Origin of the sequence: Nonomuraea sp. NPDC050643, assembly GCF_040654715.1 — a bacterium.
Taxonomy (GTDB): Bacteria; Actinomycetota; Actinomycetes; order Streptosporangiales; family Streptosporangiaceae; genus Nonomuraea.
Map to the genome: position 1 here is coordinate 148,320 of NZ_JBFAIM010000017.1, position 14,190 is coordinate 162,509.

The following is a 14,190-nucleotide window of genomic DNA, read 5'->3' on the forward strand; positions in this document are numbered from 1 at the left end:
CCTCAGAACGTTCTCTCGGGGGGTGCAAGCCCGGTCAGGTACGGTCGCCAACTCCGACCGAATCTGACCGATTATGTCCAACTATCGACCAGGTGCGAGCGAAAGGCAAGATCCGAACCTGCGGGGCCTGGGAGGCGTACCTCATGGCAGGACGAGTTGGGGAGGTCTGCCACGTGCGTCACCGGATCATCGGCCTGAGCGCCGGGATACTGCTGTCGACGGTCTTGATCACCGGACCGGCGGGGGCGCACGGGGCTCTGGAGAGCCCTCTCAGCCGGGCGGCGGCGTGCGGCGCCGAGAACCCGAAGACGGCGAAGTCGGCGGCCTGCCGCGCGGCCGCGAAGGCGGCCGGCTCCGGTCTGCCCGGCGACTGGGACAACCTGAGGGTGGCGAACGTCGCGGGCCGCGATCGCCAGGTGATCCCCGACGGCAAGCTCTGCAGCGCCGGTATGCCGGCCTTCAAGGGCCTCGACCTGGCCCGCTCCGACTGGCCCGCCACCACGTTACGGCCGGGGGCGCGCTTCACGTTCAAGTACCGGGGCACGATCCCGCACCGGGGCACCTTCCGCTTCTACCTCACCAGGGACGGCTACGACCCCGGCAAGCCGCTGAAGTGGTCGGACCTGGAGCGCAAGCCGTTCCTCAAGGCCACCGACCCGAAGCTGGACGACGGCTCGTACGCCATCAAGGGCCGCCTGCCCACCGGCCGGGCCGGCCGCCACCTGATCTACACGATCTGGCAGAACTCCGACACGCCGGACACCTACTACTCCTGCTCGGACGTGATCTTCAGCACCCCCGCCAACAGCGGCGGCCGCCCCCTGCCCCCACCCGCGCAGTACATGTCCTCCGGGTACTCTGGCCTGCCGTGGCTGGTCGGTGTGGGGGCGCTGCTGGCCATCGCCGCGACACTGATCGTCATCGCCCTCCGGCCCGGCCGGGTGAAATAGGCGGGTGAAATAGGCGCGAAGAAGGACGCCCGCATCGGGCAATCAGCCCCGACCCTCTTCTCGGGAAAGGCGCCGGATGCATGATCCTTCTTCATACCCCGCCGTACGGCTGGCCGCGGAGCCGGACGACGCGTCGGTCATCGCGAACTCGCGAGATCAGCCGGAGTGGTTCTCGGTGATCTTCGACCGCTACTTCACCGCGATCCACCGCTACGCCGCCGCCCGGCTCGGGCCCGGCGCCGCCGACGACGTGGCCGCGGAGACGTTCCTGGCCGCGTTCGACCAGCGCGACCGCTACGACCTGACCCGCCCGGAGGCCAGGGCCTGGCTGTACGGCATCGCCACCAACCTCATCGGCCGCCACCGCCGCGGCGAGCTACGCCTCTACCGGGCCCTCAGCCGCTCGGCCGCCCGCGACGACGTCGAGGGCCGCGTCGAGGGCCACGCCGACCGCGTCACCGACCGGGTGACCGCCGAGCAGCTCAGCCCCCGGCTGGCGCGCGGCCTGGAGAGCCTGTCCCGGGGCGACCGCGACGCGCTGATGCTCGTGGCCTGCGCCGACCTCAGCTACGCCGAGGTGGCCTTCGCCCTGAACATCCCGATCGGCACCGTCGGCTCCCGGGTGAACCGGGCCAGGGCGAAGCTGCGCAGGACGCTGGGCCACGCGGCGGAGGGGATCTGAGTCATGGAAGAACTGCAGGAACTGCGCCGCTATCACGACGCGCTGCCGGAGGCCGCTCCGGAGACCATCGGCGCGGCCCGCTCCCGCCTGGCGGGCCACATGCGCGGGAGCGGCCGGCACCGGACCCGCCTCCGGCCGGTGTGGGGGCTGAGCCTGGCCGGGGCCGCCGCCGCGCTGCTCGCCGTGGCCACGACGGTCGTCCCGGACGTCGCCCGGCAGACTCCGGACGTCCCGGGCGCGGCCCAGGAGACGGGCGAGGCGGGAAGACCCTCCGCCTCCGTCACCGCGCTGCGGCTGCGCCCGGTGGCGAACGCCCAGGACCTGGCCGACAACGCGGCGGTGCTGGCCTCCGGCGAGCCGGAATGGAGCGCCGAGCCCACGCAGTGGGGCTACGTGAAGAGCCTGAACGCCCGGACGCGGGTGGACGGCGGGGAGTGGCTGCGCGGCGCGCCCGAGGTGACGACCACCCGCGAGCAGTGGCGGCGGCTCGACGACAAGGCGTTCGCCACCGTGGAACAGGGCAGGCTCGAGATCCACAAGGGATCGGAGTTCGAGGTGGCCTATCCGTACCTGCTCGCCCTGCCGGCCGACGCCGATCGGTTGCTGGCCCGGGTCTACGAGAGCGTCGACACGGAGAACGCCCGCCACCGCGCCTCCTCCCTGCGGTCGGCCCAGGAGCGGGCGGAGAGCAGGGGCAAGACTCCCGAGGAGGCCAAGCGGCTGGCCGAGGAGTCGGTGCCCGAACTCACCCCCGAGCGGCGCGACAGGTGGGCGTTCCAGCTCATCGCGGCGGGCATGAGGGACGCCGCGCTGCCGCCCAGGCTCCGCGCCGCCATGTACGGCGCCATGGCGAAGATCCCGGGCGTCCGCTACGAGGCCGGGGCCTCCGACCTGCTCAAGCGCCGGGGCAGCACGCTCTATCACGTCTTGGAGGGTTATCTGCGCGACGAGATCTTCGTCGATCCGAAGACCTACGCGTACCTGGGCTACCGCACCACCGTGGTCAAGCAGCACCGGGACGGGCCGTTCGGCGTCATGAGGAAGGGCGAGATCCACAACTGGGACGCCCTGCTCGTGGCCGCCGTCGTCGACAAGGCCGGACAGCGACCAGGCTGACCCGGCGACCAGGCTGCGTCGGCGACCAGGCCGACCCGGCGATCGGGCTAGGGCGAGAGGGCGGCCCGGCGGAGCGCCTGCGCGAGGCGGGCGACCGGCTCGGGCGTGGGGCCGGGCAGCCTGGCCAGGATCAGGCGGCGCTGCTCCTGGGGGCCGCCGCGGACCGGGAGGACGCGTATCCCCTCCGGCACGGCCGGGGCGAGCATGACGGGGACCGTAGTCAAGCCGCAACCCGCGGCCACGAGGGTCAGCTTGGCCAGCCAGTCGCGGGCCGTGTGGGCGATCTCGGGCCGCTCGTCCAGGCCCGGCCAGGCGCCCATCCCCGTGCTCTCCGGGCTCGCGATCCAGCGCTGTCCGTGCAGGTCGGCGACGTCGATGTAGTCGCCGCGGGCGAGCGGGTGGGCGGCGGGCACGGCCACCCGCAGGGCGCGTTCGGTGAGGATGCGCAGGTCCAGGGCCGGCGTCTCGGCGTCGGGCGGGCGGAACGGCGGGGCCGAGCCGAGGAGCGCGAGGTCCAGGGCGCCGGCGCGCAGCGCGCGGACCAGCGCCGGCGTGCTGCCCTCCCGGGTGGTGACGGTGATCTCGGGGTGCGCGCGGCGCAGGTCGGCGAGGGCACGTGGGAGCAGGACCGCACCCGCACTGGCGAACCAGCCGAGGCGGACGGTGCCGGGTTCGCCGGGCAGACCGGCGAGCTCGCGCGCCCCCGCGTCCACCTGGTCCACGACGGCAGCGGCGCGGCGCAGCACGATCCGCCCGGCCGAGGTCAGCCGGACGCCATCGTGACGCCGCTCCAGGAGCGGGGCGCCGGCCGCGCGTTCGAGTGCCGCGATCTGCCGGGAGACGGCGGACTGTGTGTAGCCGAGCGCGGTGGCCGCCGCGGTGAGCGTGCCGTGCTCGGCCACCTCGCGGAAGACCCGCAGGGCGGTGAGCGAGGCGTCGGTGAAGGCCATGACAGTTACGCATACCATGCTTGACGAACTCTCGTTGGCCGCATGGGCGCCGCCGTTCCTAGGCTGGCCGCATGATGACACCCCGAGTCGCCCTCGTGACCGGCGCGACGCAGGGCCTGGGCCTGGCCCTGGCCGAGGGCCTGGCCCGGCGCATGAACGCCGCGGACACCGTCTACCTCACCGGCCGTGACCCCGGCAGGGTGGCCCAGGCCGCCGCCGCGGCGCCCGTGTCGGGCGCCCGCGTCAGAGGCGAGCCGTTCGACGTCGCCGACCCCGGTGCCGCCGACCGGCTGGCCGGCCTGCTCCGCGACCGGCACGGCGGCGTGGACGTCGTGTTCGGCAACGCCGTCATGCGCGTCGGCCCCGGCGACGACCCGCAAGCGATCATGGACGAGTACACCGAGGTCAACAACTTCGGCACCACCCGGCTGATGCGGGCCTTCGCCCCGCTGCTGCGCGACGGCGGGCGGCTCATCGTGGTCGCCAGCTCGCTGGGCACGCTGCACCACCTGGCCCCCGTGCTGCACGACCGGTTCGACGGGCTGACGTCGCTGGAGGAGGTGGACCGGCAGGTGGCGGCCTGGCGCGACGCGGTCAAGGACGGCAGGGCCCGCGCCGGCGCGTGGCCGGGCTTCGTCAACATCCCGTCCAAGATCGCCCAGGTCGCCGCCGTACGCGCCCTCGCCGAGCAGCGCCGCGCCGAGGACGCCCGCCGGAACGTCCTGCTCGCCGCCGTCTGCCCCGGCATGATCAACACCCCGACCTCCGCCCTGTGGTGGGACGTGTCCGGCGCCCCCTCCCCCGAGCAGGCCGCCGTGTCGCTCCTCGACCTGGCCCTGACCCCCGCCGACCCCGCGTACTACGGGCAGCTCGTCCGCTTCGGGAAGGTGCTCCCCTGGCGTCCGTGACCTCCTACGCGGTCACCAGGGACCACGCCCGGGAGCCGGGTGCGCGGATTCGACGGGGGCGCGCGCATTTTTCCGCGCGGGCGGGGAAGCAGGAGAAGTTCCAGGGGCCGGGACGTCCGTTTCGGGACGGCGTGCCGCCTCTTGATCTCTATTGTAAAGTCCGCAGCGATGCGGGCTCCGGGAGGTGACCGCGTTCGGGAAGGTGGCGTGAGTGACGGTCGGCGCTGAAACGCAGATCACTGATCTGAGCATGAGGGATCACGCTTGTCTGACGTTCGGCGAGTCAGAGGAACTGCTCGACCTCACCGCGGCATTCGTACGCGACGGCCTGGCCGAAGGGCAGCGGGTCGTCTGGCTGGCGGAGGAGCCACAGCGCAGGCTGGCCGAGCTGGGGCGGCGAGGGATCGTCGCGGGGGAGGCCACGGCCGCGGGACGGATGATCATCATGACGTGTCAGGAAGGGCTGCTGGACGGGCAGGCGTTCGCCGTCGAGCACGCGATGCGCTGGTTCCACACCGAGCTCGCCCGCTCGGCGGACGCCGGCTACCCGGGGCTGCGGGTGGCGCTGGACATGAGCTGGGCCTTACAGCCGGTGAGCGGCATCGAGCAGTTGCCCGCGTTCGAGGAGGAGATCGCCGCCACGCTGGCGGGCACCAACGCCGCGGTCCTGTGCCAGTACGACCGCGCGCGTTTCGACCCGATCACCCTGGCCTCGATCTCGGGCTTCCACACCCGCTCCGTCGCCGCGGCCACCTATCACCACGACCCGCTGCTGCGGATCTGCCGCCAGTACGCGCCGCCGGGGATCCGGCTCGCCGGGCAGTTGGACCGGACGGCGGAGAGCGCGCTCGGGCTCGCCTTGAGCGAAGCCATCCGCTTGGATGGCGACATCACGGTTAACATGGCGGAATTGTCGTTCATCGACCTGTATTGCGCTCGGATGATCATTGATGCCGCCCGTAGCCTGTCCCCTTCCCGTCTGGCCGTCCTCCGCTGCTCCCCGCCCATCAGCTCGCGGTTCCATCTGCTGGGCGCCTCGGCCGTGCCCGGGGTCGACCTGGTGACCGTCGATGGATGATCGGCGGCCGGCGGCGGCATACCGGGAGACGCAGCGGTCCCCCGGCGCCCCGGCCATCCTCGACCAGCACTTCGACCAGGGTTCCCTGTACGCGCTGCGCGCCGCGCTGGAAGCGCACGCGGTCGGCGCGGGCCTGCCCGAGGGCCGCACCGCCGACCTGGTGCTCATCGTGCACGAGCTGGCCACCAACGCCGTCCTGCACGGCTCGGGCAGGGGCCGGATGCTCATGCGGGCCGACAACGGCACGCTCGACTGCCACGTCACCGACGCGGGCGTCACCACCCGGCGGCGCGAGACCCCCGACTGGCCGTACGAGCCCGGCCACGGCCTGTGGATCGCCCGCTCCCTCAGCGACCGGTACGCCGCCACCCAGGGCCCCGGCGGCACCACCGTCAGCGTCGGATTCACGCTCCCGCCCCCCGGCCGCCCGCCGTTCGAGCTCACCCGGCACGACCAGAACGGCCGCACCACGCTGCGACTGGTGGGCGACCTCGATCAGCGCACGGCCCTCGACGTCACGGACGCCGTGCGTGCCACGTTCGCGGACGGTCCAGGCCGCCGCCTGGTCCTGGACTTAACCGGCATGACCTTCTGGGACTCCAGCGGCATCGCCGCCATCGTCATGGCCCAGCAGCACGTCAACGCCACTCCGGGCGCGTTCATGACCCTGGCCGGCCTGTCCGGCGACTTCGTGAGCCGCCTCGAATCCCTCAGCGTCGTCCCCCTCACCTACGACGACCCCTCGAAGTGAGCCGGTGGGTCCGGTGGTCGAGCACCGTGGCCGAGACGATGTGCGCGCTCAGTCCTTTCCTCTTCGCCTCCGCGGCCTCGGGCAGCCACGCGGGCGTCCGCTCGTCGAGCGGGTAGATCATGACCTCCACCTCGACCGTCCGCGCGCCGTCCGCCGGGGTGACGTCGATGTCCCAGGGCGCGCCGTCCCAGAACAGGTCCTCCGTGCGCTCCCCCACCGTCGCGGTGGCCACGTCGCCGACCAGGTCGAGGCGGAGCAGTACGCGCTCGCCCGCCGTCCCGCCCGTGGGCACCGTGATCGTGTAGCGGGCCGCGTGCGCGGCGAACGTGCCCGCATCGGGCGCCGAGGCGCGGCCTGGGACGGTGACCGGCCGGACCGGGGGCGGCGTGGCCTCGGCGGTCCGCACGACCTTCACGGGCACGTCCGCGCGGGGCCCGTCGACGTCGTGCCGCTCGAAGGACTCCCCGGTGAAGAGCTCGACGGTGGCGGGACCCGTGCTGACGGCGGCCGGCTCACCGTCCTCCAGCAGCACGACGTCGGCCTCGGAGATCGCCAGGCGCCCGTCACCGAGAGGCCAGGCCCGCCGGGCGTCGGCCGCGTCGAGGACCAGCAGCCGCAGCCACGCCCCCTCGGGCGTCTCGACCGTCAGCGGCTCCCGTGAGCCCGGCAGATCCTCCAGGATCGCCTCTCCGTCCCGCTCCAGCACCGGATGCCCGCTCACCCGCGACCCGGCCGGCAGCGACAGGTGGCCCGGCACGCCGTCCGCCTTCGTCAGGACCAGCACCGGATCCTCCCCCTCCAGCACGGTCAAGATCCCGAGCGTGGCCCAGTTGACCGTGACGCCGTGCACGCCGAGCCGGACCGGCCAGCACAGGAACCTCCCGCTGGGCAGGTCCACCGGCCGGTGCGGGAACACCACGCGCGACTCGTCGAGCGCGACGTCGAAGCGCACGTCCCGGTGGGCGGGCAGCGGCTCGTACGGCTGGTGCGTGTTGACGAAGACGAACCCCTCGCGCCCGTCCGAGCGCAGTGACCAGCGCAACGTGGTGCGGTCGCGGACGTCGAGCGCGCCGGGGATGGTGGCGTTCATGCCCGCCAGCCGGTCGCCGAACGCGGCCAGGAAGGCGTGCTGGCCGCGCAGCAGGTGGAAGCTGTCGCGGGTCTGCAGATGGGCGCCGACCGGGGCGTGGAAGTCGTAGTTGTGGGCCGGCAGGTCGTTGGGGTAGCCCGTGGTGTGGGATTCCTGCAGGCCGGGGCGGGGGTTGGTGCCTCCGGCGTACATGTAGTAGCCCTGCCAGGCCGAGCCGCTGCCGAGCTTGCACAGGGCGACGGCGGCGATGTCCGCGCCCGTGGGCCACGGGCGGCGGTGGTAGGCGGTGGCCATGCCGCCGCCCAGCTCGCAGGTGGCCGCCGGGAAGTCGGGATGCTTGGCCCCGGGGACGCCCGTGCTCCTGTCGCCGGCCAGGTCCTTGCCGATGCCCGGGTCGTCCCACTGGTGGGAGAAGTGGAAGTGGGTGCGGAAGGAGTCGTGCCAGCCGTCGGAGGTGTCCACCCAGAAGCCGTCGGTGTAGCCGCCGTACAGGGGGAAGACCTCGCCGACCGGGATGTCGGCGCTGCCCCAGGCGGTGGCCGTCCAGAGCGGGGCGTGCAGGCCGGCGTCGCGGGCCAGGCCCTTGAGGGTGACGAGGTGGTCGCGCTGGTCGTACAGCTCGTTCTCGAGCTGGATGCCGATGATCGGCCCGCCGGGCCCGCACAGCCCGCCCAGTTCCCGCCCCAGATGCCCGAACCACCGCCGCACCTCCTCCAGGTACGCCGGATCGTCGCTGCGGGCCGGAGCCACCCAGTCGGGCAGGCCGCCGTTGCGCGCCTCGCCGTGACACCACGGCCCGACCCGCACGATGACCTCCAGCCCGGTGTCCTGGCAGAGCCGGACGAACGCCGCCACGTCGAGCCCGGCGCCGAACACCGGCTCCCGGTCCTGGTGCTCCTGGTGGTGGATCCAGAAGACGTAGGTGGACACCACGCCGACCCCGCCCGCCTTCATCAGCCGCAGCGCCTCCTGCCAGCGGTGGCGGGGCAGGCGGCTGTAGTGCAGCTCGCCCGTCACGGGGATCCACCGGCGGCCGTCGCGCCAGAGAGAACGGCTGGTGAGAGCGAGGCCGGGACGCGGATCCTCGGCGCCGGCCATGGCGGGGCGGGTCTCGGGGAGATCCCAGGGGAGGTGCTGCACGGCATGGGGGGCCGGGGACGTCATGGGAGCCTTTCGGGTGAATCGATTCAACCGCCGCGCCTGAGCCCGCGCGGCGTCCGCCCATTGTCCTGCATCCGGCCCGGGACCATGCTCGTCCCGGACCGGGGCGGCCGTCTCCCCCGGGTCAAGGGGCGGCGGTCACTTCGAGGTACGGCGGGCGCGGCGGGCCCGCGCGTGGCCGTTGCCGGAGGTCTCGACGAGCGGGGTGTCCACCAGGTGCTCGACCAGGAACCAGACCTGCAGCTCGCCCGTCCGGATCACGTTGGAGACCAGCAGGTCGTTGGTGCCGTCGTCGCCCAGGTCGGCGGCGCGGCCGGCCACCTCACGAGAGCGGATGAGGATGGTCTCGTGCGCCTCGATCAGCCGGGACAGCATCGCCGGGACCTCTTCGGCGCCGTTGGGCGGGCGCGGCACGGAGGTGATCTCGGCCACGTGCCGGGGGTCGCCGACCGCGATGCCGCCCAGCGTCTGGATGCGCTCGGCCATCTCGTCCACCAGCGTGAGCTGCTCCGACGCGTGCTTGTCGAGCAGCAGGTGGAGCTGGTAGAAGGTGGGGCCGCGCATGAGCCAGTGGTGCTTCTTGTACAGCGCGTACAGGATCTGGGTGTCGGCCAGGATCAGGTTGAGGCGTTCGCAGGAGTAGGTCCTGGCCTCGTCGGACAGACCCAGCGGCCACTTACGCACGGTGCCGAACTCCTGGATCTCGGTCCCGTCCACATGCAGCCACGGCTGGCTGCTCGACTTCTTCGACGCTTTCGCGTTGCCTTTCACGGCCACGGTCTACTCCTGGTGCGCTTCATCCGGACATTCCGCCCTCGGACCTGCCCGCGCATCGCCCGGCCGAGCCCAGAGCCTGGCAAAGGTTGTGAAGGTCACCTTTGGGCGTTCGGCCGGAGCCGCTCGCTGATCGCCCCGAACGGCTGATCGGGGCGATCAGGCGAGGTCAGCGGGGGCGGCGGCCGGGAAGCATGTCGTCGTGCGGCAGCTCGGCCGCCTCCGGCATCCGCCTGGCGGGTGACACCTCCGCCCAGCGGCGCAGCGTGTCGGTGGCCGCGGCGCGATCGGCCTCCGCCAGCCGGGAGATGCTCGCGCCGTGGTTGGAGCCGGGCGCGACGTACAGGAACGAGTCGCGCCGGCTCGGGGTGAACCGCTCGGCGCTCCACGGGTCGTTCTCGCCGTAGACGAACAGCATCCGCTCCGACCTGGTACGGACCCAGTGGTCCACGTCGAGCATCGGCCGCGGGTCGTGCCGGGAGCGGAGCTCGGCGGGGAGCAGCCCGTTGGGCTCGTAGAGGCCGCGGTAGCGGGTCAGGCCGCGCAGGTGCCGGAACGACAGGGAGGCCCACCCGAGCTGGGTGCCCGCCTGGTAGTAGTACGGCAGGTAGTAGTCGAGGCCCTGGTCGGTGTAGAAGCCGAAGAAGGTGACGTTGTCGATCCAGGCGTACAGTTCGGCGTCCGTGGCGGTCGCCGGGGGCACCGAGGCGCAGTCGGCGGCGGACAGGTACTGCCAGAACGCCCATGCCGTGTCGAGGATCGTCAGCTCGAACGACCGGTCCGCGGTGCCGAGCGTCCTGGTGAAGGTGTAGCCGTTGCGCGCGGCGTCCTGCTCCAGGAGCGCGACCATCCGGTCCCGCCGCTTGAGTGCCTCACGCTGCACGTTCTCCAGCGCGGTACGGCAGGCGGCGTCGCCGACGCGGGCGAAGAACGTGTCGTACTCGCGGTCCAGGGGGTTGACCCGGTCGTTGGGGGCGACATAGGCGACCACCCCGTCCACGTCGCCGGGGTAGAAGCGCCGGTGGTAGACGGAGGTCATGCCGCCCTTGCTCGCGCCGGTCTGGATCCACCTGCCCGAGTAGATCGTCTTGAGCGCCCGCACGATGCGGTGCTCGTCCGTGGCCTCCTGCCAGATGGTCAGGTCGTCCCAGTCGGCCGAGGACGGGCGTGAGGAGCGGAAGAAGCGGTGCTCGACGGAGACCTGGTTGCCGTCGAGCAACTGCGTCGGCTCCGTACGCGAGGGGCCGGGGTTCACGGGCAGCCCGTACCCGCCCGTGAAGAGGACGACGGGCGAGTCGGCGGAGCGGTGCAGCAGGGTGAGCCGTTGCTGGAAGGTCCCCTTGCCGGGCCTCCTGTGGTCGACCGGCTGCGTGTAGGTGAGGTTGAAGAACCGGTAGCCGGTCGGCTGGGTCTCCGACACGACGGTCAGGCCGGGGACGGCCTTGAGCCGGTCGAGCAGGTCGTCCTGCGGAGCCGTCCGGGCGGCGGCGGGGGATGTGCAGAGGGTGAGGGCCGTCGCGACGGCCATCGAGGCCGCCAGCGCGGCCAGGAACCGGGATCGCACGGTTTGCGTCTCCTTGGCGGGGGGTCGTATCGCCCGACGCTATACCGATCATTCCCGGCCGAACAGGTTACCCGGAGCCTCGCGCCCTTCCCGTGATCCGCGGGTAGGGGAAGGGGGCGAGGTAATCATGGACTATGGCCGCCCCCGGCTGGGGACGTCGAGCTGCCTGCTCGGTGAACCGGTCCGGCACAACGGCAACCACAGCCGGGCCCGGTTTCTCACCGACGCGCTGGCGCCTTTCGTGGACTGGGTGACGATCTGCCCCGAGGTGGAGATCGGCCTCGGGACGCCGCGCGAGTCGCTGCGCCTGGAACGCTCGGATGACGGCCCGCGGCTCATGACCCGCCGCACGCGCCAGGACCTCACCTCCGCGATGACGGCGCTGGCCGCCCACCGGGCCGCGTCCCTGGACGTCGACGGATACGTGTTCAAGGCCAAGAGCCCGAGCTGCGGCATCCACGGCATCCCTCTCTACGCCGGGGACTGCGCCGTGAGCCGGAACAACCGCGGCCTGTTCGCCGGCGCCGTGATCGAGGCGCATCCGCTGCTGCCCGTCGAGGACGAGGGCCGGCTGAACGACGCCGTCCTGCGCGAGGCGTTCACCGAGCGGGTCTTCGCCCACGCGCGGCTGCGGGCCTTCACCCGGGAGCCATGGCGGCCCCGCGACCTGGTGACCTTCCACTCGCGGCACAAGATGCAGTTGCTGGCGCACTCCCCCGAGGGCTTCCGCGAGCTGGGCCGGCTGGTGGCGCGGGCGGGCATCCTCGACCCGACCGAGCTGATCGACGCCTACTGCGCCGCGTTCCGCGCGGCGATGGCCGCCAAGGTCTCGGTCGGCCGCAACGTCAACGTGCTGCACCACTGCCTCGGCATGGTGAGCGACCTGCTCGACCCGGCCCGCCGGGCCGACCTGGCCGGGGTCATCGCCGCCTACCAGCGGCGCGAGGTGCCGCTCAGCGTGCCGCTGACGCTGCTGCGCCACCACGCCCGGGGCGAGGCGGCCACGTACGTGGAGGGGCAGACGTATTTCGCGCCGTATCCGGAGCAGCTCGCCCTGCGCAACCACGTGACCGCGTGAGACGGCCCGGCGGGGTCAGGGCGACGCGGGGGCCGGCAGGCCGAGTGCGCCGAGGTCGATCCGCAGGTCGGCGCGGTCGCGGGTGGCGCGGATGAGGGCGGCGTTGGGCTCGTCGACCTCGGCGACCCAGCGGGTGGCGTGGCCCGGGGACTTGCCGAAGTGGACGTGCCGCCGGACCAGGCGCTCCAGGCGGACGCGGTCGTCCAGGTCGGCGTACCAGACCTCGGTCATGGCCGCGCGCACCTGCGGCCAGGCGCCGTCACCTGCGAGCAGGTAGTTGCCCTCGCTGACCACGACCCGCGCGAGCGGCGGCACCGCGATGGCGCCGGCGATCGGCTGCTCGATCTCGCGGTCGAAGGACGGGGCGTAGACGACGTTGCCGGTCTCGGAACGGACGCGGCGCAGCAGGGCCAGGTAGCCGTGGGCGTCGAAGGTGTCCATGGCGCCCTTGCGGCCCAGCCGTCCGAGGCCCTCGAGCGCGACGTCGGCCAGGTGGAAGCCGTCCATCGGCACCCAGACGGCGGGCAGCCCCGACGCGGTCAGCCGGTCGGCCAGCCACCCGGCCAGCGTCGACTTGCCCGCGCCCGGGCAGCCGGCGATGCCGATCAGCACCCGCTCCCCGGAGGCGGCCAGATCACGGACGCGGTCGGTCAGCCACGCTCCGGTGTGCGGCGCCATCGCCCGGCGCTCCGCCGCACCGCTCATCGGACGGCGCCCCGGCCGTCGGCGTGCACGAACATGTGGTCCTTTCCGAGGCCGTCAGAGGAGGGTGAGCGCGTCGCCGCGGCGCTCGCGCAGGGCGGCGACGACCTTCGCGATCGGGCCGCCGCGCGCGCTCGCGGGCCACACGACGCCGAGCCGGAAATGGAGGTCGGGGTCGTCCAGCGGCACCAGGACGAGGCCGATCTCGCCGAGGATGCGCCCGGCGAAGGTGCTGGGGGTGAACAACGACAGGGCGCGCGAGTGGGTGATGTGCGCCGCGATCTGGACCACGTCGTTGTGCGGCAGCTCCCGGATCCGGGTGACGCCGCCGGCGCGCAGGTGCTCGCGCAGCCCTTTCATCACCAGCGGGTGCACCTTGGGCGAGGTGAGCAGCATCTGCCGGTCGGCGATCTCCGGGAGCGTGAGCCGGGGCCGGCCGGCGAGCGGGTCGTCGGCGCGCATGACGACGGCGAAGCGGTATTCGGCCAGGGCCAGGCTGCGCAGGTCGGGGTCGTCCACGGGCAGGTGGACGACGGCGAGGTCGAGCTTGCGCGCTCCGAGCAGGGCGAGCAGCCCCGCCGACGGCTCCAGGGTGAGCGGCAGCTCGATCCCGGGGCTCACCTGGGCGAACGTGTCGAGCACCTCGTCCAGCACCTGGGTGGGGGCGAGCGGGGTGGCGCCCACCCGCACGGACGTGGGGGCGGAGGCCGGGCCCGCCGCCACGTCCGCCAGCGCGTCGAACCTGGTCAAGACGTCACGGGCGGGCTCCAGGAAGGCGAGCCCGAAGGCGGTCAGCCCGACCTCGTGGTAGCGGCGGTCGAACAGGTCTCCGCCCAGCTCCTTCTCCAGCTCCCTGATCCGGCGGCTGAGCGGTGAGGACGTCACGTGCAACCGCTCGGCGGCGCGGCCGAAATGCAGCTCCTCGGCCACCGCGACGAAATACCGCAGTTGCTGGATGTCCATGCCGCTCAGCGTAACGGCGGCGCGGCCTCACCCGTCGTTCAGGCGACCGGGCGGAACACCGGGACCGCCTCGCCTCCCTCGGGCCGCTCGAACGCGACCCGCACCGGCAGCCCGCCGCGCACGTCCTCGGGCGCGATCTCGGTGAGCCGGGCCTGCACCCACGGCCCCTCGTCGAGCTCGACGATCGCGACCACGACAAGCGGCGCGCCCTTGGCGTGGACGACGGACCAGCTCTCCACCCGCCCCGTCCCGGCGGCGGGCGTCCAGGACGGATCGGGCGCGCAGCAGTCAGGGCAGGTGCGCGTCTGGGGCGCGGCGTGCCGGCCGCACGCGTCGCAGCGCCGGATCAGCAGCTCACCGCGCTCGGTGCCGTCGAAGAACTCGGCGGTGGCCGCGTCGCGGTGAACGATTCCCACGGGCATC

At 72.9% G+C, this 14,190-nt stretch carries 14 protein-coding genes; 7 read left to right on the forward strand and 7 right to left on the reverse strand.

Features of this window, described 5'->3' with window-relative positions:
• Positions 1 to 143 precede the first annotated feature (143 nt).
• From AB0I15_RS24305 to AB0I15_RS24315, 3 genes are all read left to right on the forward strand, one after another.
• Entirely contained in the window at positions 144 to 950 is an 807-nt protein-coding gene (locus AB0I15_RS24305) for a lytic polysaccharide monooxygenase (protein WP_358099552.1), read from the forward strand.
• Positions 951 to 1,026: 76 nt separating this feature from the next.
• Positions 1,027 to 1,632 (forward strand): RNA polymerase sigma factor, encoded by a 606-nt coding sequence (locus AB0I15_RS24310; protein WP_358099555.1) that lies wholly within the window; start codon positions 1,027 to 1,029, stop codon positions 1,630 to 1,632.
• Positions 1,633 to 1,635: 3 nt separating this feature from the next.
• On the forward strand, positions 1,636 to 2,748 hold the full coding sequence (locus AB0I15_RS24315) for a hypothetical protein (RefSeq protein WP_358099558.1): 1,113 nt from the start codon (positions 1,636 to 1,638) through the stop codon (positions 2,746 to 2,748).
• Between the two features lie 47 nt (positions 2,749 to 2,795).
• On the opposite strand, the gene AB0I15_RS24320 is transcribed toward AB0I15_RS24315, so the two are convergent.
• Positions 2,796 to 3,698 carry a LysR family transcriptional regulator gene (locus tag AB0I15_RS24320; RefSeq protein ID WP_358099561.1) on the reverse strand — a complete coding sequence of 301 codons (903 nt, stop codon included), beginning with the start codon at positions 3,696 to 3,698 and terminating at the stop codon, positions 2,796 to 2,798.
• A 71-nt stretch (positions 3,699 to 3,769) separates the two neighbouring features.
• Between AB0I15_RS24320 and AB0I15_RS24325 the strand changes: the two genes are divergently transcribed.
• The 3 genes from AB0I15_RS24325 to AB0I15_RS24335 all read left to right on the forward strand — a co-directional run bounded on the left by AB0I15_RS24325 (position 3,770) and on the right by AB0I15_RS24335 (position 6,435).
• Positions 3,770 to 4,606, forward strand: coding sequence for an SDR family NAD(P)-dependent oxidoreductase (locus AB0I15_RS24325; RefSeq protein ID WP_358099564.1), 837 nt, complete (start codon positions 3,770 to 3,772; stop codon positions 4,604 to 4,606).
• 250 nt (positions 4,607 to 4,856) lie between these two features.
• Complete coding sequence (locus AB0I15_RS24330; protein WP_358099567.1) at positions 4,857 to 5,684, forward strand: MEDS domain-containing protein; 828 nt, start codon at positions 4,857 to 4,859, stop codon at positions 5,682 to 5,684.
• A complete protein-coding gene (locus AB0I15_RS24335) occupies positions 5,677 to 6,435 on the forward strand; it encodes an ATP-binding protein (RefSeq protein WP_358099570.1) in 759 nt (252 codons plus the stop codon). The genes AB0I15_RS24330 and AB0I15_RS24335 overlap by 8 nt, the downstream gene beginning before the upstream one ends.
• Here AB0I15_RS24335 and AB0I15_RS24340 read toward each other — a convergent pair.
• From AB0I15_RS24340 to AB0I15_RS24350, 3 genes are all read right to left on the reverse strand, one after another.
• A complete protein-coding gene (locus AB0I15_RS24340; protein WP_358099573.1) occupies positions 6,410 to 8,689 on the reverse strand; it encodes a beta-galactosidase in 2,280 nt (759 codons plus the stop codon). The genes AB0I15_RS24335 and AB0I15_RS24340 overlap by 26 nt on opposite strands.
• A 135-nt stretch (positions 8,690 to 8,824) precedes the next feature.
• Positions 8,825 to 9,463 (reverse strand): DNA starvation/stationary phase protection protein, encoded by a 639-nt coding sequence (locus AB0I15_RS24345; protein WP_358099576.1) that lies wholly within the window; start codon positions 9,461 to 9,463, stop codon positions 8,825 to 8,827.
• A gap of 166 nt (positions 9,464 to 9,629) precedes the next feature.
• The gene (locus AB0I15_RS24350; protein ID WP_358099578.1) at positions 9,630 to 11,024 is read right to left on the reverse strand and encodes a S28 family serine protease; all 1,395 of its coding nucleotides are present in this window, start codon (positions 11,022 to 11,024) and stop codon (positions 9,630 to 9,632) included.
• 127 nt (positions 11,025 to 11,151) lie between these two features.
• Here AB0I15_RS24350 and AB0I15_RS24355 point away from each other — a divergent pair, with 127 nt between their 5' ends.
• The gene (locus AB0I15_RS24355; RefSeq protein WP_358099581.1) at positions 11,152 to 12,102 is read left to right on the forward strand and encodes a DUF523 and DUF1722 domain-containing protein; all 951 of its coding nucleotides are present in this window, start codon (positions 11,152 to 11,154) and stop codon (positions 12,100 to 12,102) included.
• Between the two features lie 15 nt (positions 12,103 to 12,117).
• Here AB0I15_RS24355 and AB0I15_RS24360 read toward each other — a convergent pair whose 3' ends face one another.
• The 3 genes from AB0I15_RS24360 to AB0I15_RS24370 are packed head-to-tail and all read right to left on the reverse strand — an operon-like array spanning position 12,118 to position 14,189.
• Positions 12,118 to 12,807, reverse strand: a complete 690-nt coding sequence (locus AB0I15_RS24360) for a nucleoside/nucleotide kinase family protein (RefSeq protein WP_358099584.1) — start codon at positions 12,805 to 12,807, stop codon at positions 12,118 to 12,120.
• A 54-nt stretch (positions 12,808 to 12,861) separates the two neighbouring features.
• Complete coding sequence (locus AB0I15_RS24365; protein ID WP_358099587.1) at positions 12,862 to 13,767, reverse strand: LysR family transcriptional regulator; 906 nt, start codon at positions 13,765 to 13,767, stop codon at positions 12,862 to 12,864.
• A 38-nt stretch (positions 13,768 to 13,805) separates the two neighbouring features.
• Positions 13,806 to 14,189 (reverse strand): OB-fold domain-containing protein, encoded by a 384-nt coding sequence (locus AB0I15_RS24370; RefSeq protein WP_358099590.1) that lies wholly within the window; start codon positions 14,187 to 14,189, stop codon positions 13,806 to 13,808.
• Position 14,190 lies beyond the last annotated feature (1 nt).

What these genes read in the sequence shown, in the direction of transcription:
- AB0I15_RS24315 (WP_358099558.1), top strand. Translation starts at nt 1,636, where the DNA reads ATGGAAGAACTGCAGGAACTGCGCCGCTATCACGACGCGCTGCCGGAG.
- AB0I15_RS24335 (WP_358099570.1), top strand. Translation starts at nt 5,677, where the DNA reads ATGGATGATCGGCGGCCGGCGGCGGCATACCGGGAGACGCAGCGGTCC.
- AB0I15_RS24370 (WP_358099590.1), bottom strand. Translation starts at nt 14,189, where the DNA reads ATGCCCGTGGGAATCGTTCACCGCGACGCGGCCACCGCCGAGTTCTTC.
- AB0I15_RS24360 (WP_358099584.1), bottom strand. Translation starts at nt 12,807, where the DNA reads ATGAGCGGTGCGGCGGAGCGCCGGGCGATGGCGCCGCACACCGGAGCG.
- AB0I15_RS24320 (WP_358099561.1), bottom strand. Translation starts at nt 3,698, where the DNA reads ATGGCCTTCACCGACGCCTCGCTCACCGCCCTGCGGGTCTTCCGCGAG.
- AB0I15_RS24355 (WP_358099581.1), top strand. Translation starts at nt 11,152, where the DNA reads ATGGACTATGGCCGCCCCCGGCTGGGGACGTCGAGCTGCCTGCTCGGT.
- AB0I15_RS24325 (WP_358099564.1), top strand. Translation starts at nt 3,770, where the DNA reads ATGATGACACCCCGAGTCGCCCTCGTGACCGGCGCGACGCAGGGCCTG.
- AB0I15_RS24310 (WP_358099555.1), top strand. Translation starts at nt 1,027, where the DNA reads ATGCATGATCCTTCTTCATACCCCGCCGTACGGCTGGCCGCGGAGCCG.
- AB0I15_RS24305 (WP_358099552.1), top strand. Translation starts at nt 144, where the DNA reads ATGGCAGGACGAGTTGGGGAGGTCTGCCACGTGCGTCACCGGATCATC.
- AB0I15_RS24330 (WP_358099567.1), top strand. Translation starts at nt 4,857, where the DNA reads ATGAGGGATCACGCTTGTCTGACGTTCGGCGAGTCAGAGGAACTGCTC.
- AB0I15_RS24340 (WP_358099573.1), bottom strand. Translation starts at nt 8,689, where the DNA reads ATGACGTCCCCGGCCCCCCATGCCGTGCAGCACCTCCCCTGGGATCTC.
- AB0I15_RS24365 (WP_358099587.1), bottom strand. Translation starts at nt 13,767, where the DNA reads ATGGACATCCAGCAACTGCGGTATTTCGTCGCGGTGGCCGAGGAGCTG.